Origin of the sequence: Mesorhizobium onobrychidis, from assembly GCF_024707545.1 — a bacterium.
Taxonomy (GTDB): Bacteria; Pseudomonadota; Alphaproteobacteria; order Rhizobiales; family Rhizobiaceae; genus Mesorhizobium; species Mesorhizobium onobrychidis.
This window is the reverse complement of the sequence record NZ_CP062229.1, coordinates 332,463-353,395: the sequence shown is the minus strand read 5'-3', so window position 1 is coordinate 353,395 and position 20,933 is coordinate 332,463. Positions and strand designations below refer to the sequence as shown.

18 protein-coding genes and 1 pseudogene are annotated in these 20,933 nt (G+C 63.6%); 7 read left to right on the top strand and 12 right to left on the bottom strand.

Annotated features, from left to right (window positions below; all coding sequences use genetic code 11):
• Window positions 1–32: 32 nt before the first annotated feature.
• The 7 genes from IHQ72_RS01610 to bcoG all read right to left on the bottom strand — a co-directional run bounded on the left by IHQ72_RS01610 (window position 33) and on the right by bcoG (window position 8,059).
• Complete coding sequence (locus IHQ72_RS01610; protein ID WP_258120845.1) at window positions 33–974, bottom strand: alpha/beta hydrolase; 942 nt, start codon at window positions 972–974, stop codon at window positions 33–35.
• A gap of 222 nt (window positions 975–1,196) precedes the next feature.
• A complete protein-coding gene (locus IHQ72_RS01605) occupies window positions 1,197–1,979 on the bottom strand; it encodes a carnitinyl-CoA dehydratase (protein ID WP_258120844.1) in 783 nt (260 codons plus the stop codon).
• On the bottom strand, window positions 1,972–4,050 hold the full coding sequence (locus IHQ72_RS01600) for an acetate--CoA ligase family protein (protein ID WP_258120843.1): 2,079 nt from the start codon (window positions 4,048–4,050) through the stop codon (window positions 1,972–1,974). Before IHQ72_RS01600 ends, IHQ72_RS01605 begins: the two co-directional genes overlap by 8 nt.
• Before the next feature lie 201 nt (window positions 4,051–4,251).
• Window positions 4,252–5,415, bottom strand: a complete 1,164-nt coding sequence (locus IHQ72_RS01595) for an acyl-CoA dehydrogenase family protein (protein ID WP_258120842.1) — start codon at window positions 5,413–5,415, stop codon at window positions 4,252–4,254.
• A 4-nt stretch (window positions 5,416–5,419) separates the two neighbouring features.
• Window positions 5,420–6,493, bottom strand: coding sequence for a 3-hydroxyacyl-CoA dehydrogenase NAD-binding domain-containing protein (locus IHQ72_RS01590; protein WP_258120841.1), 1,074 nt, complete (start codon window positions 6,491–6,493; stop codon window positions 5,420–5,422).
• Window positions 6,490–7,119 carry an HD domain-containing protein gene (locus IHQ72_RS01585; RefSeq protein WP_258120840.1) on the bottom strand — a complete coding sequence of 210 codons (630 nt, stop codon included), beginning with the start codon at window positions 7,117–7,119 and terminating at the stop codon, window positions 6,490–6,492. Before IHQ72_RS01585 ends, IHQ72_RS01590 begins: the two co-directional genes overlap by 4 nt.
• Before the next feature lie 28 nt (window positions 7,120–7,147).
• Window positions 7,148–8,059 carry a 3-dehydrocarnitine:acetyl-CoA trimethylamine transferase BcoG gene (gene bcoG, locus IHQ72_RS01580; RefSeq protein ID WP_258120839.1) on the bottom strand — a complete coding sequence of 304 codons (912 nt, stop codon included), beginning with the start codon at window positions 8,057–8,059 and terminating at the stop codon, window positions 7,148–7,150.
• A gap of 124 nt (window positions 8,060–8,183) precedes the next feature.
• Here bcoG and IHQ72_RS01575 point away from each other — a divergent pair, with 124 nt between their 5' ends.
• Window positions 8,184–9,164, top strand: coding sequence for a GlxA family transcriptional regulator (locus tag IHQ72_RS01575; RefSeq protein WP_258120838.1), 981 nt, complete (start codon window positions 8,184–8,186; stop codon window positions 9,162–9,164).
• Between the two features lie 6 nt (window positions 9,165–9,170).
• Here IHQ72_RS01575 and IHQ72_RS01570 read toward each other — a convergent pair whose 3' ends face one another.
• Together IHQ72_RS01570 and xylA are read right to left on the bottom strand one after the other, a co-directional pair.
• Window positions 9,171–9,380, bottom strand: coding sequence for a hypothetical protein (locus tag IHQ72_RS01570; protein ID WP_192356109.1), 210 nt, complete (start codon window positions 9,378–9,380; stop codon window positions 9,171–9,173).
• Between the two features lie 185 nt (window positions 9,381–9,565).
• A complete protein-coding gene (gene xylA, locus IHQ72_RS01565) occupies window positions 9,566–10,891 on the bottom strand; it encodes a xylose isomerase (RefSeq protein WP_258120837.1) in 1,326 nt (441 codons plus the stop codon).
• A gap of 113 nt (window positions 10,892–11,004) precedes the next feature.
• Between xylA and IHQ72_RS01560 the strand changes: the two genes are divergently transcribed.
• The gene (locus tag IHQ72_RS01560; protein WP_258120836.1) at window positions 11,005–11,367 is read left to right on the top strand and encodes a nuclear transport factor 2 family protein; all 363 of its coding nucleotides are present in this window, start codon (window positions 11,005–11,007) and stop codon (window positions 11,365–11,367) included.
• Window positions 11,368–11,402: 35 nt separating this feature from the next.
• Here IHQ72_RS01560 and xylB read toward each other — a convergent pair whose 3' ends face one another.
• Both xylB and IHQ72_RS01550 read right to left on the bottom strand, forming a co-directional pair.
• Window positions 11,403–12,857, bottom strand: coding sequence for a xylulokinase (gene xylB, locus IHQ72_RS01555; RefSeq protein ID WP_258120835.1), 1,455 nt, complete (start codon window positions 12,855–12,857; stop codon window positions 11,403–11,405).
• 81 nt (window positions 12,858–12,938) lie between these two features.
• Window positions 12,939–14,254, bottom strand: a pseudogene (locus tag IHQ72_RS01550) (tetratricopeptide repeat protein).
• Between the two features lie 190 nt (window positions 14,255–14,444).
• Here IHQ72_RS01550 and IHQ72_RS01545 point away from each other — a divergent pair.
• A complete protein-coding gene (locus tag IHQ72_RS01545) occupies window positions 14,445–14,924 on the top strand; it encodes a hypothetical protein (protein ID WP_258120833.1) in 480 nt (159 codons plus the stop codon).
• Window positions 14,925–15,297: 373 nt separating this feature from the next.
• Here the strand turns inward: IHQ72_RS01545 and IHQ72_RS01540 are convergent, their stop codons facing one another.
• Window positions 15,298–15,921 (bottom strand): LysE family translocator, encoded by a 624-nt coding sequence (locus tag IHQ72_RS01540; RefSeq protein ID WP_258120832.1) that lies wholly within the window; start codon window positions 15,919–15,921, stop codon window positions 15,298–15,300.
• A gap of 188 nt (window positions 15,922–16,109) precedes the next feature.
• Here IHQ72_RS01540 and IHQ72_RS01535 point away from each other — a divergent pair, with 188 nt between their 5' ends.
• The 4 genes from IHQ72_RS01535 (at window position 16,110) to IHQ72_RS01520 (ending at window position 20,869) form a co-directional block, all read left to right on the top strand.
• Window positions 16,110–16,877 carry a L,D-transpeptidase gene (locus IHQ72_RS01535; RefSeq protein ID WP_258120831.1) on the top strand — a complete coding sequence of 256 codons (768 nt, stop codon included), beginning with the start codon at window positions 16,110–16,112 and terminating at the stop codon, window positions 16,875–16,877.
• A 118-nt stretch (window positions 16,878–16,995) separates the two neighbouring features.
• On the top strand, window positions 16,996–18,162 hold the full coding sequence (locus tag IHQ72_RS01530) for a diphosphate--fructose-6-phosphate 1-phosphotransferase (protein WP_258120830.1): 1,167 nt from the start codon (window positions 16,996–16,998) through the stop codon (window positions 18,160–18,162).
• Window positions 18,163–18,194: 32 nt separating this feature from the next.
• Window positions 18,195–18,920 (top strand): MBL fold metallo-hydrolase, encoded by a 726-nt coding sequence (locus IHQ72_RS01525; protein WP_258120829.1) that lies wholly within the window; start codon window positions 18,195–18,197, stop codon window positions 18,918–18,920.
• A gap of 410 nt (window positions 18,921–19,330) precedes the next feature.
• Window positions 19,331–20,869, top strand: coding sequence for a DegQ family serine endoprotease (locus tag IHQ72_RS01520; RefSeq protein ID WP_258120828.1), 1,539 nt, complete (start codon window positions 19,331–19,333; stop codon window positions 20,867–20,869).
• The last annotated feature ends 64 nt before the right edge of the window (window positions 20,870–20,933 follow it).

Sequence of the window (20,933 nt, the reverse complement as noted above, 5' to 3'; positions counted from 1 at the left end):
GCCGTGGTGCCGGCTACAATGGCGGCGGTCTCTCACCAGATCCATTCACCCCGTCCCAAAACCGCCACCGCGTCGACGATCCGGGTGAAGCTTGAGCGCGCACGGCCGACCGTATGCCGGGCTCTGAGATAGCCATGCACCAGCCCCGGCTCCTCCAGCCAGAAGGCGTGGCCGTCTGCCGCAACGACGCGGTCGCGATAGGCCTCGCCGTCTGACGACAACGGGTCGCATTGCGCGGTGATCAGCACGGTCGGCGGCAGATTGGCAAAATCGGCATCGGCCAGCGGCGATAGCGTGAGATCGCCGGTGCGGTCTTCGCCGCCTGTCCTGATGTTCGTGTAGAAATCGAGGTCGCGCACCGTCAGCATCGGCGCCTCGGCATGGGTCGCGTAGGAGCCTTGCGAGCGGTCGCCGCCAAGGCCGGGATAGATCAGCACCTGGCCGATCGGCCTTCGTGCATGGCCGCGCGTCGCGTGGCTGACCGCAGCGGCGAGATTGCCGCCGGCGCTGTCGCCGCAAAGCAGGATCGGGCGCTTATAGGTGGTCGCGGCCCATTCGAAGGCGCTGATGGCATCGTCGAAGGCAGCCGGGTGAAGATGTTCCGGCGCCAGACGGTAGTCGACCGAAACCACTTCATAGCCGGTGCGGCTGCAAAGCTCGGCGCAGACATCGTCATGGCTGTCGGGCCCGCCGAGGATGAAACCGCCGCCGTGGAAATAAAGCACCATCGCCGCCGCTTCCGGCGCCGGTGTGCGATAGACGCGGATCGGGATGGGATGAGAGGGCGTGGCAATGGCGGTGGTCTCCGCCGTAATACCTTGGGGATAGCCGGCAGAGAACTCACGGCACATGCGGTCGTAGATTTCACGCTGCCGATCGATCGTGTAGTCGATCGTGTCCGGCGGATAGTAGGAATTGGTCCGCTCGATAAAGGCCCATGTCTCGGCGTCGATCAGCTTTTTGTAGTCGGTCATGGCTGCTGGATGGGCTGCCAAAGCTGAGCCTGGGCACCCCCCTCTGGCCTGCCGGCCATCTCCCCCTCAAGGGGGGAGATTGGCAGTTTCGGCCTTGCAGCCCATCTTGCAACGTTGGAGATTGGCGAAAGTCGAAGCGACATCCGATCTCCCCCCTTGAGGGGGAGATGGCCGGCAGGCCAGAGGGGGGTGGGAAGAAACGCCATCATTCCCGCAATACCACTACTTCCCCTTCCACACCGGGTCGCGCTTTTCGGCAAAGGCGCGAAAGCCCTCGAGATTGTCCTCCGAGCCGTACAGCGCGTCAACCGTCGGCAGCTGGCGGCGCGTCACTCGGTTCATGGCGTCCTGGAAGGTGAGCGATTCGGCGACCCGGGCCGTCTCCTTGATCGCGGCAAAGACCAGCGGCGGACCGCCGGCCAGCAGCGTTGCGATCTCCCAGACGCGGTCTTCGAGCCTCTCCTTGGGCAGCACCTCATTGACCAGACCCCAGCGGTGCGCCTCCGCGACATCCATCCAACGGCCGGTGAGCAAAAGGTCCATGGCGACATGATAGGGGATGCGCTTCGGCAGCTTGATCGTTGCCGCGTCGGCCAGCGTACCGGCACGGATTTCCGGCAGCGCGAAGGAGGAATGATCCGACGCGTAGATGAGGTCGCAGGACAGCGCCAGCTCGAAGCCGCCGCCGACCGCCATGCCGTTGACGCAGGCGATGACCGGCTTGTTGAGATCGCGCAATTCCTGCAGCCCGCCGAACCCGCCGACGCCATAGTCGCCGTCGACCGCATCGCCGCCGGCCGCGGCCTTCAGGTCCCAGCCGGCGCAGAAGAACTTGTCGCCGGTGGTCTTGACGATGGCGACCCGCAGATCCGGATCGTCGCGGAAGGCCTTGAAGGTCTCGCCCATCAGCCGCGAGGTCTTCAGATCGATGGCATTGGCCTTGGGCCGGTCGAGCGTCACCTCGAGGATCGTGCCCTCGCGGCGTGTGGTGATGACTTCAGACATTCTTTTTCTCTCCCAGCACCAGCAGCGCGTCGGCGATCCAGGCGCCATTGCCCTCGGTGCAGACGATCAGCGGGTTGATGTCGAGCTCCTCGATCTCGCCGGCATTTTCCTGCACGAAGGCGGCGATCCCCGCGATGGCATCGATGGCCGCCGCGACGTCGGCCCTGGGCCGGCCGCGATAGCCTTCGAGCAGCGGGAACAATTTGAGCCCGCGCAACGCCGCCTCGATGTCGTCGCGGGTTGCCGGCAGCATCAGCGTGACGCTGTCGCGCAGCAGCTCAACCAGCACGCCACCGGTGCCCAGCGTCATCACCGCGCCGAACATCGGATCGCGGGTGAAGCCGACGAGCAGCTCGGCAACGCCGTCGCGCACCATGCGCTCGACATAGAGGCCGGTGCCGAGCGGGGCGAGATCATGAGCGGCGGTGCTGACGGATTCGGCATCCCTGAGATTGAGCCGGACCGCGCCGAGCTCGGATTTGTGGGTGACGCCCAAAGCCTTTAGCGCTACCGGGAAGCCGAGCGCCATCGAGGAGATGACAGCCTCGACCGCATTGCCGGCGCGTTCGCCCCTGGGCACGGCAAGCCCGGCCTCGATCAGCCGCGCTTTCGCCTCGGCCTCATCAGGCGTGACATGGTCGCCGGCCGGTGCCCCGGAAGCGGAGGTGTCGATCGGCTGCGCCTGCGGCTGGCGCCATGCCCAGCCGATGAAGGCTGCCGCCTGGGCGGCGTCCATGGCTTCGGAAATGCCGAACAACGGCACCATGCCGCGCGCCATCAGGCCGGCGGTGTATTCCTCGGGCAGGTTTTCCGGCAGCGATGAGACGATCGCGCCCTGCGCCTTGTTGGTCTTCAACGCCGATTCGAAGGCGCGCAACGTCGCCCACCAGTCCGTGTCGGAGCAGCGGTCAGGGCGCGGGAAATCGAGCACCAGCATGTTGAGGTCGAAGCCGCCCGACACCATCGCAGTGAAGGTGGCGGTCATCGCCGGCTCGTTGTTCCAGATGAAGGTGTGGTAGTCGAGCGGGTTGGCCACCGCAACCAACGGCCCGAGCGTCGATTTGACGTGGGTGTGGTGCGTATCAGTCAGCGCCGGGAAGTTCACCCAGCGGCCTTCGGCGCTGTCGGCCATCACAGACGCCTCGCCGCCCGAACAGCTCATTGACGACAGCCGATAGCCGGGCAGGGGGCCGGTGACGTGCAGGAGCTTGAGCGCCTCGATGAAGGCCGGGATGGAATCGACGCGGGCGATGCCGAGCCGCTTCAGGAAGGCGCCCGAGGCGGCATCCGACCCGGCCAGCGATGCAGTGTGCGACACCGTCGCCTGCCGCGCCTGCTCGGAGCGGCCGACCTTCATGGCGATGATCGGTTTCTTCAGCTCCCGTGCACGTGCAGCCAGCCTTTCGAAGCCGGCTACCGAATCGAAGGCCTCGATATGCAGGCCGAGCGAAGTGACGCGGTCGTCCTCGATCAGGCCGAGCGCCATTTCGGAAAGGCCGGTCTGCGCCTGGTTGCCGGCCGTCATCAGAAAGGCGATCGGCAGCCCGCGCTTTTGCATCGTCATGTTGATGGCGATGTTCGACGACTGGGTGATGATGGCGACGCCGCGGCCACCCTCGGCCAGCCTGATGCCGCCGTGCTGATCGGGCCACAGCAGCGCGCCGTCGGCATAGTTGATCAGGCCGTAGCAGTTCGGCCCGATAATCGGCATCTGGCCCGCCGCAGCGACCAGTTCGGCCTGCAGCCGCTCGCCATGCTCGTCATAGGCCTCGGTTTCGAGAAAGCCGGCGGCAAAGCAGACTGCGCCCCCGGCGTCGCGTTCGGCCAGCGCCTTGACCACCTCGATGGTCAAATGCCGGTTGACGCCGACAAAGGCTGCATCGGGTGCGCCCGGCAGCTCGGCCACCGAGCGGTAGGCCTTGCGGCCCGCAACCCCCTCCTTGGTCGGGTGCACCGGCCAGATCTCGCCGGCAAAACCCATCTTGATCGATTGCGCGACGACGGCAGCCGCCTGCGCGCCGCCAAACACGGCGATCGTTCGCGGGTGCAAAAGGCGCTCAAGTTTGTGCATGAACACCCCCCTCTGCCCTGCCGGGCATCTCCCCCTCAAGGGGGGAGATTGGCAGCGTTGCTGTCGGCCCAAGATCTGCAACGATGGTAACTGGCGAAATCGAACGTGCCGGCTGATCTCCCCCCTTGAGGGGGAGATGCCAAGTTTTGGCAAAGAGGGCAGGACAGAGGGGGGCGCGAAGGAATGCGAACATTGCGCTGTTCAGCCCCCGAACGGGCGAAGCAGCGCCCGCGATATAATGTGGCGCTGGATTTCCGAAGTGCCTTCCCAGATGCGCTCGACGCGGGCGTCGCGCCAGATGCGCTCCAGCGGCAGATCATCCATCAGGCCCATGCCGCCATGGATCTGGATCGCCTCGTCGGCGACGAAGGCAAGCATTTCGGTGGCCTTCAGCTTGGCCATGGCCATGTCCTGATCGGTGACGGTGCCCTGATCGTACTTCCAACCGGCTTCGAACACCATCAGGTCGGCGGCCTTAAGTTCGGTCGCCATGTCGGCGAGCTTGAACGACACGCCCTGGAACTTGCCGATCTGCTGGCCGAACTGCTGGCGCTGGGCGGCGTATTCGACCGCGTGGCCAAGCGCCCGCTCGGCCCGGCCGAGACAGGTCGCGCCGACCTGCAGGCGGGTGGCACCCAGCCATGAATTGGCGACGTCAAAACCCTTGTGAACCTCGCCGAGAACCTGGGCTCCGGGCAGCCGGCAATCGTCGAATTCGAGGATGGCATTGGTGTAGCCGCGGTGCGAGACGTTGCGGTAGCCGTCACGCACCGTAAAACCCTTGGTGCCCTTGTCGACGAAGAAGGCGGTGATCTTCTTGCGTTTTCCACGCGAAGACTCTTCCTCTCCCGAGGCCATGAAGACGATGGCGAAATCGGCAAGATCGGCATGGCTGATGAAGTGTTTGGTGCCGTTCAGCACCCAGTCGTCGCCATCCTGCACGGCGGTCGCCTTCATGCCGCGCAGATCGGAGCCGGCGCCCGGCTCGGTCATCGCCAGGCAATCCCATTTCTCGCCGCGAATGCAGGGATAGAGATATTTCTTGCGCTGCTCCGGCGTGCCGGCCAGAAGGATGTTGGAAGGCCGCGCCACGCAGGTCCAATGCAGCGCGTAATTGGCGCGGCCGAGCTCTTTTTCGTAAAGCAGCCAGGTCACCGTATCGAGCCCGGCGCCGCCGACTTCCGTTGGCATGTTGGCGGCATAGAGCCCGGCTTCGATTGCCTTGGCCTTGATCTCCTCGATCAGTTCGCGGCGCAGTACGCCGGTGCGCTCGACCTCGCGCTCGTGCGGATAGAGCTCGTTCTCGACGAAGGCGCGCGTCGTCTCGACGATGAGTTTCTGTTCCTCGGAGAGGCCAAAATCCATGGTCTCAGCCTTTCTTCTTTTTCTTCGGCTTTTCAGCCTTGGCCTTTTCGGCCGCCTTGGAGGCGGTGGGCTTCTTCGCCGCAAGCTTGGCCAGTTGCTTGGTATAATCCTTGTGCAAGGCGCCGGCGCCCCAGCCCTTGCCTTTGTTCTGCTTCGACAGCGCCTCCATGATCGCGACCAGATTGTCGTCGCGGATCTTTTCGAGCTCGCGGATCGACAGCCCATGCGCCTGGTCGTCCGACTGCGTGGCGATGAGGTCGACCAGGTCGTCGTTGAACTCCGGCACATCCATCAGCTTGGTCCACGGCCATTTCAGGCACGGCCCGAACTGCGCCATGAAATGGCGCATGCCGGCCTCGCCGCCGGCGACGCGGTAGACCTGGAACATGCCCATCTGTGCCCAGCGCAGGCCGAAGCCATAGCGCATGATATCGTCGAGTTCCTCGACTGTGCAGATGCCGTCCTTGATCAGCCACAGCGCCTCGCGCCATGCCGCCTCCAGCAGACGGTCGCCGACAAACGCCTCGATCTCCTTGCGGATCACCACCGGCTTCATGCCGATCGAGGCGTACATCTCCTTGGCGACTTCGATCGCCTCGGGAAAGGTCTGTTCGCCGCCGACGATCTCGACCAGCGGCAGGAGATAGACCGGGTTGAACGGATGGCCGACGACCAGCCGCTCCGGATGCTTCTTCATCGCCACCTGCATGTCGGTCGGCTTGATGCCGGAGGTCGAGGAGCCGACGATGGCGTTGGCCGGCGCATAGAGGTCGATCTCGGCCAGCACGCGGTGCTTCAGGTCGAGCCGCTCCGGTACGCTTTCCTGAATGAAATCGGCATCGGCGACGGCATCGGCGATTGTCTTGGCAAAGGTCAGTTTGCCTTCCTTGGGCAGGCCGCCGGGCAGCATCTGCTTGTAAGCCCGGCGTGCGCCTTTCGTCACCTCGCCGACCTTGCGCGCGGCTTCCGGGTCGGGATCGAAAATCGACACGTCGATGCCGTTCAAGAGCAGCCGCGCGACCCAGCCGGCGCCGATGACGCCGCCGCCGATGGCGGCTGCCTTGGTGATGATGCTCATGCGGAGGCTCCGGTTCTTGTCCTGGCTACTTTGGAATCGATGAGGGGCACGCGCTCGCCGGCACGGATCACGGATGCGTCGTAGGCTTTGCGGGCGAACACTTCGAGCACGAAAGGCCGGAAGAACTCGATCGGCAGCGTCTCATAGTCCGGGTCGAAGCTCGATTGGTCCCAGCGTTCGCAGAACTGGTCGCAATCGTCGAAATAAAGATGACCGGCGAAACGGTCGCGCGCGTGCGGATTGCCGCCGAGATGGTGGGCGTAATAGAGGCGCTGAAAATCGCCGTGCTTTTCTACCACCCACGTGCACTGCTCGCGCACGAAAGGTTTTAGGATCGAAGCTGCATATTCGTCGTGATTGTAGGGTGCGTAGATGTCGCCGATGTCGTGCAACAGCGCGCAGGCGATCCAGTCGGTGTCGGCGCCGTCGCGCCATGCGCGCGTCGCCGCCTGCAGCGAATGGCCGAGCCGAGTGATCTTGTAGCCGGACAGGCCTTCGTCGAGTTGGACAAGCGCGTCAAGCAGCCGTTCGCCGGTCTTCGCCGCATAGTCCATCTCGTGCTCGGTGAGGAAGGCGTAATCGTCGCGGTCACCGTCTTTCATGGCGATGAATTTCACGGTCTTCATCGGCGGCTCCTCCCTACCGATTGCTTGTTCAAAGCGGCGCGCGCTTCGTCAGGTTGAGCTTCTTGCGCACCTCATCCGGGCCGATGACCCTTGCGCCCATGTTCGACACGATGCTGACCGCCCGCTCGACCAGCTGCGCATTGGTCGCCAGCACGCCCTTGTCGAGCCAGAGACTGTCCTCGAGCCCGACGCGGACATTGCCGCCGGCCAGCACCGCAGCGGCGGCGTAGGCCATCTGGTTGCGGCCGATAGAAAACGCCGACCAATTCCAGTTCGACGGCACGTTGTTGACCATGGCCATGAAGGTGTTGAGATCATCAGGCGCGCCCCATGGTACGCCCATGCACAATTGCACGAGCGCGTCCGGATCCAGTACCTTTTCCTCGACCAATTGCTTGGCAAACCACAGATGGCCGGTGTCGAAGGCCTCGATCTCCGGCTTGACGCCGAGCGCCGTCATCATGCCGCCCATGGCGCGCAGCATGCCGGGCGTGTTGGTCATGACATAGTCGGCTTCGGCGAAATTCATCGTGCCGCAGTCGAGCGTGCAGATCTCCGGCAGGCACTGGCGCACATGCTCCACGCGGTTGCTGGCGCCACCCATATCGGTGGCTTTCTCGTTCAGCGGCAGCGGGTTTTCCGGCGAGCCGAACACCATGTCGCCGCCCATGCCGGCGGTCAGGTTCAGCACCACATCGACGTCTGCCGCACGGATGCGCTCGGTCACTTCGCGGTAGAGATGCACGTCGCGGCGCGGCTTTCCGGTTTCGGGATCGCGCACGTGGCAGTGGACGATCGCCGCACCCGCCTTTGCCGCATCGATGGCCGAATCGGCTATCTGCCTGGGCGAACGCGGCACATGCGGGCTTCGATCTTGCGAGCTGCCGGACCCGGTCACGGCACAGGTAATGAAAACCTCACGGTTCATTGCAAGCGGCATCGGACTCTCCCAATCGGCACAGACGACTCCGATCAAACATGGCCCAATCAAACATGGGCCCGATCGAACAGATGGCAACAATGCCTGACTTGCAGGAAACTGTTTTGCATTTTACGAAGAGCGTATGATAAAAACCGAAAAGCTTTCGATCTTTCGCGCCGAGCGTTCGCCGCTCAAGGTGACGCTGCTGGTGTTTTCCGGTTCGTCGATCATGTGCGTGGCATCGACCGTCGATCCGCTGCGCGCCGCCAACCGTATTGCCGGCGAGACGCTGTTCGATTTCAGGCTGGTTTCGGTGACCGGCGAAGCACCAATCACCACATGCGGCCTGCCGGTTGGGGTCAGCGGCCGCTTCGATGCGGCGGATACAACCGATATGCTTGTCGTCGTCGCCGGGTTCGGCACGCAGAACTATGCCACATCGGCCCTGCTTGCCGGCCTGCGCCGTGCGGCGCGCGCCGCACGCGCCTGCGGCGGTGTCGAAGCCGGCACATGGCTGGTTGCCCGCGCGGGCTTGCTGGAAGGGCGCAGCGCCACCACCCATTGGGAGGACATGGAGGATTTTTCGTCGGCCTTTCCCGGCGTCGATGTACGCCCCGACCGCTACGTCATCGACGGGCCGGTCTTCACTTCGGGCGGCGCCTCGCCGACCTTCGACCTGATGCTGCATCTGATCCGCACGCGGCTCGGCATGGCCGTCGCGCTCGATGTGGCAAGTGTCTTCATCTACGACCAGGCGCGGGCGGCGACCGACGCGCAGCCGCTGGTCTCGCTCGGCCGCCTCGACGGCTACGATCCGCGGCTGGCGCAAGCCATCCGGCTGATGGAAGCGCATGTCGACCAGCCGCTGACCATCGCCGCGGTGGCGAAGCGCGCCGGGGTGACGGCGCGAACGCTGGAAAGCATCTTTCGCAAGTCGATCGGCGAGACGCCGGGCGCTTATTATCTCAGGCTGCGGCTGGGTGCGGCGCGCCGGCTGGTGGTCGACACGCGCGTGGCCATGGCCGATATTGCCGGGCGAACAGGGTTCTCGTCCGCCGCGGCATTTTCCAGGGCGTTTTCCAGAGCTTTCGGCGAAGCGCCGGTCAGGCTGCGTAGGGTATAGTCGGAATTAGGCAGCGTCCTTGCGGTCGCTTTTGCCGTCGATCTGCGAGCGCATCTGTCTCGCAAGATGGGTCTCAAAGCGGCTGGCGACCGCACGATCCCATTCGTTTGCACTCCGCGCACCATGTTTCGGATGCGGCAGCGCCATCAGCCGGTCGATGATCGATCCAGCCTCGCCAGATGAGAGCAGGGCGTCGATTTCGCGTTCGTGCTGCATATCGTTTCGCCTCCTTCTTTCTGTTCCCGCCACGAACTACACTATACCGGATTCGTGACGGCTGTTTGAAGGCAAGAGCGAGGCGATTGAGGGGCGGTGCGAGGCAAAACCTTGTCGTCGGTTCCGCCCTCGCGCAAAGCTGTTCCGGGCCGGCGGATCGGTCAAAGACCCGCCGGTGCGACACCTCAGACGTACCGGTTGACGATATTCTCGAGCAGTTCCTGGCGGCCGGATCTCGGCTGCGGCTCGATCTTCTTCTTGACGACGCGCTCGGTGATCTCCTCCAGCGTCCGCTTGCCAGCAAGCATCGCCTTGGCCTCGGCGGAGTTCCAGCCGGCATAGCGCTCGGCCAGCGGGGCGGACAGCGCCTTGTCCTCGACCATGCGCGCGGCGGCCTTGAGGCCGCGTGCACAGCAATCCATGCCGCCGATATGGCCAATCAGCAGATCCTGTGGGTCGAGCGACTGCCGGCGCAGCTTGGCGTCGAAATTGGTGCCGCCGGACTTGAAGCCGCCTGCCTGCAAGACCTGGTAATAGGCCAGTGCCATCTCCGGCACATTGTTGGGGAACTGGTCGGTGTCCCAGCCCGACTGGTAGTCGTTGCGGTTCATGTCGATCGAGCCGAAGATGCCGAGCGCATTGGCCAGCGCCAGTTCATGCTCGAAGGAATGGCCGGCCAGGATCGCATGGCCCTGCTCGATGTTGAGTTTGACCTCCTTCTCCAGCCCGAAGCGCTTCAGGAAGCCGTAGACCGTGGCGACGTCATAGTCGTACTGGTGCTTTGTCGGCTCCTGCGGCTTCGGCTCGATCAGGATGGTGCCCTTGAAGCCGATCCGGTGCTTGTAGTCGACGACCAGGTTGAGGAAGCGGCCGGCCTGTTCCTGTTCGCGGGCAAGGTCGGTGTTGAGCAGCGTCTCATAGCCCTCGCGGCCGCCCCACAGCACATAATTCTCACCCTTCAGCCGCTTGGTGACGTCGATGCAGTGTTTGACCGTCGATGCCGCATAGGCAAAGACATCCGGGTCGGGATTGGTGGCGGCACCCGACATGAAGCGGCGGTTGGAGAACAGGTTGGCCGTGCCCCAAAGCAGCTTGACGCCGGTCTGCTTCATCTTCGTCGCAAAATAATCTGATATCTCGTCGAGGCGCGCGGCACTTTCGGAAAAATCTTTTCCTTCCGACCGCACATCAGCATCGTGGAAGCAGAAGTAGGGTGCGCCGAGCAGCGCAAACATGTCGAAGGCGACATCGGCCTTGAGCTTGGCCAGTTCCATCGTGTCGACCCCGCCGGCCTTGGCAAACCACGGCCGATCGAAAGTCTGGCCGCCGAACGGATCGCCGCCCGGCCAGGCGAACGAATGCCAGTAGGCGACGGCAAAGCGCAGATGGTCTTCCAGCCGCTTGCCGGCGACAATTTCATCGGGATTGTAGAAGCGGTAGGCCAGCGGATTGGTCGAATCCGGCCCCTCGTATTTGATCTTTTGGATGTCGCCGAAAAACCCACTGGTCATGATTGTCTGTCCTCTCGCATGGTTCTGTCCTGATTACCTTAGGCGTAATTGGTTTCGCGCTGGCGCTGGATGAAAACGGTCATGTCAAAGCCACTCAACAAAGGAGACAGACCATGACCGACCTCAACACGATCGCCGAAAACTACATCGCCGCCTGGAACGAGAGCGAGTCCGCGCGCCGGACTGCCTTGCTCAAGGCGACCTTCACCGAAGACGTCAGCTATCGTGACCCGATCATGCAGGGCGACGGCCATGATGGCGTCGCCGCACTGATCGACGGCGTTCAGCAGCGTTTTGCCGGCTTCCGGTTCTCGCTGAAGGGCAAGCCGGACGGTTTTGGCGACACAATCCGCTTCTCGTGGAATCTCGGGCCGGAAGGCACGGATTCCGTCATCGAAGGCACCGACATCGGTGTCATCGAGAATGGCCGCCTGAAAAGCGTCACCGGCTTTCTCGACAAGGTTCCGGCACAGTGAGATCATCTCAGGCCTCGGCGGGGGTGGGAAACCACTCACGCCGTGGCGGCCTTGATGGCTGGGTAAAGCAAGCGATAGCGCTGATAAGCATCCGCATAGGCGTTGCTTAGTGCGGCGACCGGTTCGATGGTGGCATCGGTGGCCGGCGCCGTGCACACTCTGAGCGGATCGGCGCCCGTCGCCGCGATCATGCCGAGCCGGGCCGCACCGAAGGCAGCGCCGAAATCGCCGTCGGAGGGAATGTCGACCGGCAGGCCGAGCGCGGTGGCGATTGCCTTCAGCCAGTAGCGCGAGCGCGAGCCGCCGCCGATCGCCGTCACCCGCGTCAGCGTCGTGCCGGCCTTGGCCAGGGCTTCGAGACTGTCGCGAAAGGCGAAAGCCACGCCCTCCAGCACGGCCTGGGTCAACACGGCGCGGCTCGATTCATGCGCAACCCCGGTAAACGAGCCGCGAATGGCCGAATCATTGTGGGGCGTGCGCTCGCCGGAGAGATAAGGCAGGAAGGACACGCCGGTCGGCGCCTTCAGCGTATCGCCGAGCTCGGCGGTCAGCTCGCCAGCGCCTTTCCCTGATATCTCCGACAGCCAGTTGAGCGAATCGGTTGCCGACAGGATGACGCCCATCTGGTGCCAGGTATCGGGCAGCGCGTGGCAGAATGTGTGCACCGCGCTTTCCGGGTTTGGTAGATAAGACGCATTGGCGGCGAACAGCACGCCTGACGTGCCAAGCGAGACGAAGGCCTGGCCGGCTGCGACCGTGCCCATGCCGCAGGCCGAGGCCGCATTATCGCCGGCGCCGCCGGCGATCGGGATGCCCGCCTGCATCCCCCATTTCGAGGCCAATTCGCTGCGCAAGGCGCCGGCCTTCTCAGTGCCTTCGACCAGCGACGGCATCTGCCCTTCATCGAGCGACGTCGCGGAAAGCAAGTCGGTTGACCAGTCTCGCTTGCCGACATCGAGCCAGGACGTGCCTGCAGAGTCCGACATCTCAGAAATATGCTCGCCGGAAAGCCAGAGCCGCAGGAAATCCTTCGGCAGCAATACTTTTGCCACTCTGCCGAAAACGTCCGGCTCGTTGTTTTTCACCCAGACCAGTTTTGGCGCGGTGAAACCGGGGAAGACGATGTTGCCGGTCAGCTTGCGAAAACGCGGATCGGCGTCGAGCTTGGCCGCCTCGGCATGGCTGCGCGTGTCATTCCACAGGATGCAGGGGCGCAGCACCTGGTCGCCGGCATCGAGCAAGGTGGCGCCGTGCATTTGGCCGGAGAGGCCGATGCCTATCACGGCGGCGAGCTGTCCTGGATGGGAAGCCTTGAGTTCCGCGATCGCTTCCTCGCAGGCGCGGATCCACTCGGCGGGGTTCTGCTCGGACCAGCCGGGATGCGGCCGCGACACGTCCACCGACGCGTGGCCGGAGCCGATGATCGTCTGCCCGGCATCGATCAAAAGCGCCTTGACGCCCGACGTGCCCAGATCGAGGCCGAGATACATGATGTCCTCCCAATGCCATTAATTTTTTCGGATCTCGAAAAAATCTGACTTGGCAGTTTTTAAGACAAGATACGCCTCCGGTCAATTCTCCGACAAATCGGCCGCCCGCCGCGAGAACAGTGCTGACAGCGGACTGTCCGGCCGCGCCAGCGCGCGTTCCGCGGCAAGTGCCCTTGCCAACGCATGGTCGCCCGACCGCAGCGCCGCCTCGATCAGCGTCAGGTCGATGACGTTCGCGCTGCGCGTGGCTGCCGCCGAAGCGGTGGGCGACCGCCCGGATTGGCCGGATCAGACGTACCGTCTCGGCATAATTGCCGTCGCCGAATGCCTTGACGGCGAGCGTCAGGGGATGGCCGACATCCCGGGTGAAAGCGGCGTTGTCGTCGTTGCCGCGCATGGCCTCGCGCTGCGCTTCGAGCAAGGTGCGAACCGGCGCTTCTTGGCCGGCGCCGACAAAGGCCATCGTCGCGTTTGAAGGCATAGTTGCCGGCGCTGGCCTTGGCCCAATTGGCGGCAAGTGCTGCCCAGCGGGCGCCGACATCGACGCCGCCGAGATGCAGCCGCCACAGGATCGCCGAAGCATCGACCATGTTGAGCGCCAGCGTCGAGCGCTCGCCGTAGATCGGCCCGTCATAGAGCGCCAGCACGTCGTCGGTCTCGCCGAGATCGTAGTGGAACAGCGCCAGATGCCACCAATTGTGCACTTGCAGGAAGCTTTCCTGCGTCCACGCTTCCGGGTTGGCGCGCATCCAAGCGATGCCGTCCTTTTGCCGGCTCTGCATTTCCATGACGTGAGCGACGGCGTGCTGCGCCCAGCCGTCGCGCGGCTCGATGTCGACTGCTGCGCGGCCAAGCTTTTCGGCGCGCGCATAGTCGCCCATCTCCTCCAGCCCGAACGCCTGCATGCCGAGTATGGCGTGGTATCCCGGCATGCCGCTCTGCCACGACGGCAGCGCGCGGCCGATGCGGTCGCGCAGCATACGGGCATTGCCGGTGAAGAAGTCGATCTGGTGCCCGGTCTGCAGCGCCAGCGCGTCGAGCGGGAAGTCGATGGCGATATCCTCGAGCAGACGGGCGGCTTCATGCCAGCGTCCTGCGGCAAGATGGCCGAGCGCTGCGACATGCGCCTGCTCGCGCGGTGTGGCGGCAAGCGGCAGTGCCGCCTCGTGGCATGTCCTGGCCACGGCTATCGCCTCGCGCTCGGTGGCGAGGCCGAAAAGATAGCCCTTGAACACATGCGCCATAACGAAACCGGGATCCTCGGCGATGGCGCGGTCGACCGAGGCGACCGGATCGCCGATGAAGCACTGCAGTTCGCGCACGGCCTGGCTGTAGGACGAGAACCCGGCCTCCGTCGCGCCCGAAAACGTCAGGCCGAATGCGTCCCTGACTGCCATGGGTCACCCATCGACGACCACACAATTTGTGGATCCGATCTTACAACATTAGCGGTCGGCGCGCTAATCAGGTCTGGGCCGGCAGCAGCTGCGGATTTCAGCAAATATGTAGGCGACGGGTTTGACTCTTTGGCAAGGTCACCTGGAGATATCAAGCAGGCTTTGAAAGCCCTTCGCAACGACTTTTTAGGTGCAGCTGACGCTTTATTGCGTTCACTACCAAATCTGTGACAGCGCAGGCCGTGGCGTTGAAAAGGCAAGGGTAATGATAGCGATAGGGAATCAATTTGGCGGCCCAGAACAGCGCGGCAGCCTCGTCCACTCAATGCTCAACAAGGCAATGAACGTCGCCGCCGATGTCCGTGATGCGAGTTATAACGATGGTACCGAGGCATGGATAAATCCGATTTTCATTCTGCCTGGCTCGGTCAGTAAGCCTGAGTTTGAGGGCTACAAGCTCGGCCACTTCTCTCGAGAGCAGAAAGGCTTGGTGGTGATGATCGCCGTTCCGCAGCCCGTCGCCGATGGTGAGGATATAGCTGGCTTTGTGGGCATGTCGTTGCGCGAAGCTGTGCGGCTTGCTGCCGCCTATTTTCCTGAAAAGGGCATCAGCTTCTCGACGCTGAAAGCCGAGAAGATCATCCTGGCGATCGAGGCGGCCCTCGAGTAAGCGTCTGGCTCTCGCACTACCCTCCAGTACTTCCAAGCCCACGGCAGGAGTTTGTTGAGGTCGTTGACGAATTACGGTGACGAATTACGGCGAATTACTGAATTACGGTGACAGTGCATTTTTTGCTACGTTTGCTCGGCTGTCGCTGTGTGTAGATTGACCGCATGGCTCGACTTGCATTGCCGCGTCGCCGATGTCGGCATCTGCGCGGCCGGTGGACAGTGAAGCACTTCTGGCCCGGACTGCCGAGCAAACCGGAAAGTCGTGAAATCAGGAAACCGCGGCAGGCGGGGAAAAGCGAATGGTGTACTGTCACCGTAATTCGTAATTCTGGGCCTGCAGCAAAAATTGCGGCAGGCGAATTTCGTCTGCTCTAATTGCCCGAGCGCATCGCCACCGTGGCGATGCCGGCGCCGACCAGCAGCGTGCCGCCGGTGCGGTTGAAGATGCGGATCGCCCGGGGATTTCGCACGACGTTGCGCGCCCTTGCCGCGATCAGCGCGTAGCCGAAGGCATTGGCGAAGGCGAGCGCCAGGAAGGTCGTTTCGAAGATCAGCATCTGCGTCCAGAAATCGGCGTGCCGGTCGAGGAACTGCGGCAGGAAGGCGACGAAGAAGGTGATACTTTTCGGGTTGAGCGCGGTGACCAGCCAGGCATGCGCCATCATCTTGGCCGACGACACCGCGTCCAGGCGCGGCTCGGCCTTGAGCGTGCCACCGGCGCGAAACAGCTTTATGCCGAGATAGATCAGATAGCCGGCGCCGATCACCTTCAGCACGGTGAACACGGTGGCCGACGCCGCCAGCAGCGCGCCGATGCCCAGCATCGACAGCGTCATCGCCGTAAAATCGCCAAACGCCACGCCGACCGCCATCGGCAGCGCGGTGCGCCAGCCCTGGCCCAGAGCATAGGACACCACCAGAAGGATGGTCGGGCCGGGAATGACAAGAAGGATCGTCGAGGCGGCGGCAAAGGCGGCCCAGTTTTCGAAGGACATTTTCTTCTCCTTGAGCTCAAAGAAGAGGATAAATCCTTGGCCTCACGAAGATGTAAAGAGGCAAAAATCGAAAAGGCGCCTGGTTAACGTCGGGCAACAGTTCTTCACGCTTTTTCAACCATGATTGGTGAAAATGCACTCCATTCGGGCGGACCGTGTTTCCCGCCGACAGCGTAGGGTTTGGGTAGATGCGTGAGTTGCCGCAAGGTCTGACGCCGCCGTACAATGGCGACGAAATCGAAATTTCCGAAATCCAGCTTTCCCGCCGCACGGTGTTGTCCGGCGCCGGTGCGCTGGCGCTACTCGGCGTCGCAGGCTGCAGCCAGACGCTCGACCTCTCGGCGCTGCAACTCGACGGCGTCACAACCGGCGCGATCACCCCCATCCGCCCGAGCATCAGCGTCGACAAGAACATCACCAGCCCTGGTGTGATGTATGCCTCCGTCACCGACGGCGGCTTCACGCTGCCGGAAGTGCCCTACCTCAAGGTCAAGCCGGAGTTCCGCCGCCAGATCGTCGTCGACCCGACCGGCGAGCAGCCCGGCACCATCGTCGTCCATTCTCAGGAGCGGCTGCTCTATCTGGTGCAGCCCGGCGGTGACGCGATCCGTTACGGCGTCGGCATCGGCAAGGAAGGCTTCCGCTGGTCCGGCCGCGCCAACATCCAGTACGGCAAGGAATGGCCGACCTGGAGGCCGCCGGCCGAGATGATCGCCCGCAAGCCGGAACTGGTGAAATGGCAGGCCGGGCAGCCCGGCGGCCTCGATAACCCGCTCGGCGCGCGCGCGCTGTACATCTACCAGAACGGCCAGGACACCGGCTACCGCATCCACGGCTCGCCCGAATGGTGGAGCATCGGCCAGGCGATGTCGTCGGGCTGCGTTCGCCTGATCAACCAGGACATTATCGACCTCTACAGCCGCGTCTCCAGGAAGAACCCGGTCGTCGTCGTCTGACCCTCCCGGTTATCGTCTGACCTCGAAGCGGCCGGCGCGGCTGCTCGACTCTCCCGTTGCGTGATCTCGCAAGACAGGCGAAGGTGCCTGCAAAGCCACTGCTCGGGAGACGTGAAGCATGTCCGGAACTTTTGTGATCGCGCAAGGCGGCGGTCCGACCGCCGTCATCAACCAAACGATGGTGGGCGCCGCGCTCGAAATCCGCAAGCGGCATCCCGGCGCCAAAGTCCTGGGCTCGATCCATGGCGTGCGCGGCATTCGTGACGGCAACTATGTCGATCTCTCAGCCATTCCGGAGGATCGGCTGCGGCTGATTGCGGCAACGCCGAGCTCCGCGCTTGGCTCGACCCGCGACAAGCCGGATGACGCCTATTGCGAGATCATCCTCAACGGCCTGAAGAAGGCCGGCGCCGACGCCTTCATCTATATCGGCGGCAACGACACGTCGGGCACGCAGCAGATCCTGACCGACGCCGCCGGTGGCAAGATGGCTTTCGTCCATGCGCCGAAAACCATCGACAACGATCTCGAGGAGAACGACCACACGCCCGGCTTCATTTCGGCAGCCGAATTCGTCGCCGGCGCCTTTCTCTCGGTCGACCTAGACTTCCGTGCTCTGCCCGGCATCTATGTCGGCATCGTCATGGGGCGGCATGCCGGTTTCCTCACGGCCGCCGCCGCCGCATGGCAGCTTGATCCCGACAGCGGCCCGCATCTCGTCTATGTGCCGGAGCGTCCGTTCTCTGCCGCGGCCTTCATCGACGATGTTCGCGCCACGCTCGACCGCCACAAGCGCTGCATCGTCGCCGTGTCCGAAGGCGTCAGCACCGCCGACGGCAAGGCGCTGGTCGAAAGCCTTGTGCCGCCGGACAAACTGGAGCGCGATGCGCATGGCAACGTCAAGCTGTCGGGCAGCGACCTGCCGGCCGCCCTCGAGCGCGCGCTGGCCGAAGGATTGCCGGGCAAACGGGCGCGGGTCGATGCGCTCGGCTACATGCCGCGCGGCTATGTCGGCGCCATCAACCCCGTCGATGCACAGGAAGCCTTTGATGCCGGTGTCTTTGCGGTCGCTGTCGCCGAACAGGGCGGCGGCTCGGTGGCGCTGCAATATGACGGCAAGAAAACCGTGCTGAACAAGGTGCCGCTGAAAAACGTCGCCGGCAAGACGCGCCACATGCCAGACGATTTCATGCTGCCTGAGGTCAACCAACTCTCCGATGCGGGAATGGCCTATCTGAAGCGGCTGGTCCCCGAAAAATATAAGGTTGGAAAACCGTTCGTCTGAGCCCCGCTCTATTCTGATGCCGGTATCTTGTGATGCTTGACTGGTTCAGCAAGACGAAGGTCGACGCAGTTACAACCATGCTGACCGAGCCGTTCGTGCATGATTTCGTGCGCGCCAACATCTGGCATCTGCGCGGCCGCGACGTCGACCTGCTTGTCGACACCGGCATGGGGATTTGCCCGCTGGCGCCGGAGATCGACACGCCTGATGGCAAGCCGCTGGTCGTCGTCGCTACCCATATCCATCTCGACCATGTCGGCTCGCTGCATGAATTCCCGCTGCGGGCCGGGCCCAGAATGAGTGCCGCGCATTTCGACAGCATGGACGAAGCGGTCACCTACGCCCACATGTTTCACGATCTCGACGGCGCCGTCTCGAAGCTGCCGGCGCCGGGCTGGAAAGCAGCCGACTACAAGATTCCGCCGGCGCCACTGACGCGGACGCTCGACGAGGGCGATCTGGTCGACCTCGGCGATCGGCAATTCCGCGTGCTGCATCTGCCCGGCCATTCGCCCGATTCGATCGCGTTGTTCGATGAGGCCGACGGCCTGTTCTTCGCCGGCGACGCCATCTACGACGCCATGCTGATCGACGATCTGCCGGACTCCGACCGATCAGCCTATCGCCGCACCATGCGGCGGCTGCTCGACCTGCCGATCCGCATCGGCCATGGCGGCCATGGACCAAGCTTCAATGCCAAACGGATGCGCGAAATCGCCAACAGCTATCTCAGGCGGACAGACGGGATCGGCGCATAAGAGGCTTCGATGGCCGGCAGGGCAGAGCCGGGAAACATGCGAGCTCGTGATCTCTGTCAGCAATTTTGTTCTTGCTTTGTGCCGGCAACTATGCTATCGATTTGCGTATGGTGCTGATCGCGCCAACAACCCGCCGCAAGGCGGGTTTTTTGTTTCAGGTCGGCGCTACTCCCCTTCATCCAGGGTTGGACTCCAGCCATGCATCTGGCGAGCGGGCGACACCGACCCGATAGATTAAATCTTCGTAACATCATCTGGAAACCGCGATTCCCGCCCTAGATGCGGGGGCTGTCGATCCGGTCGGCTACCTGCCAGGCGAGACAGGCAAGACGACCCTCGACACGCCGAATGGGCGATTCCCCAACCGGAACGCCACGGTGCCCGACCAATTTCTCGCCCGGACAACGGCCATGTCACCCATCCACATTCTTCGCAGACATCGCGTCGCCGCCTTGCTGGGCGCCGCAGTGATTGTCAGCCCTTTCATCGTGCCCCTCGCCCCCAGACTGAATGGCGCTCTGGCAGAAACAGTGACCCCTCCCGTCACCGGGATGACGGTGCCCAATGGATCGTTTGCCCCGATCGTGGCGGCCGACAAACCGGCAGTGGTGACGATCACCACTGTCATGAAGGCACAGTCGGAGACCATGAGCGACGCTGCTCCGTTCGGCGACAACTCACCCTTCGACGACTATTTCCGCCAGTTCTTCGGCGACCAGGGACTGCCCGGCCCCAGGACACCGCCGCCGCAGCAGGCGCCCCGCGCAGAGGCGCTCGGTTCCGGTTTCATCGTCGCCGCCGATGGCACCATCGTCACCAACAATCACGTCATCGACGGCGCCACGTCGATCAAGGTCACTCTCGACGACGGCACCGAACTTCCCGCCGACCTGGTTGGTCGCGACGCCAAGAACGACCTCGCCGTCCTCAAGATCAAATCCGACAAGACTTTGCCGACCGTCAAATGGGGCGACTCCGACAAGCTCATGCCGGGCGACCAGGTGCTCGCTTTCGGCAACCCGTTCGGCCTCGGCACCACGGTTACATCCGGCATCGTCTCGGCGCGCGGCCGCGATCTGCACAGCGGGCCGTTTGACGATTTCATTCAGATCGACGCACCGATCAACCACGGCAACTCAGGCGGTCCGCTGATGGATGTGAGCGGCAACGTCGTCGGCATCAACACGGCGATCTTTTCGCCGAATGGCGGCAGCGTCGGCGTCGGCTTCGCCATCCCGTCGGACCAGGCGCAAAAGGTGGTCGCCAAGCTGATGAAGGGTGGCTCCATTCAATACGGCTATCTCGGCGTCCAGATTCAGCCGGTGACGCCCGATATGGCGAGCGCTGTCGGCCTCGATCAACCCAGCGGTGCGCTGGTTTCCGCGGTTACTGACGGCTCGCCGGCGGCAAAAGCCGGGATCGAAACCGGCGACGTCGTCACCAGCTTCGCCGGTCAGCAGATAAAGGATCCCAAGGACCTGTCGCGTGCCGTTGCCGACGTCTCGCCCGGCGCCACGGAAACGCTCGATATCTGGCGCAAAGGAAAGACTGTCGAAATTTCCGTCGATGTCGGGCGCAATGGAGACGATGTGCAGACGGCATCGGTGGGCGGCGGACCAGAGGCACCGTCCGCACAGCCGGGCCTTCGTGCGCCTGCGATCGGCCTCGGTCTGATGGACGTCACCCCGGATGTCCGACAGGCGATGAACCTGGCGTCCAACCAGCGCGGCGCGCTGGTCGAGAGCGTCAATCCTGACAAGGCGGCCTCGGCTTCCGGTATCCAGCCGGGTGACATCATCGTCGCCGTCAATCAGGCGCCGGTGCGGGACGCCAGGCAGGCGGACCAGGCGATCGCGCAGGCCGGAAAGGCTGGCAAAAAGTCCGTGCTCCTGCTCGTCGAACGCGGCGACGCGCAGATCTTCGTCGCCGTGCCCTTCGCCAACGGCTGAAGCGGCGCATGGCCGCGACGTTGCAGCCAAGATTCGGGTTGCCCGGCAGAGCATCTTCGAGAAG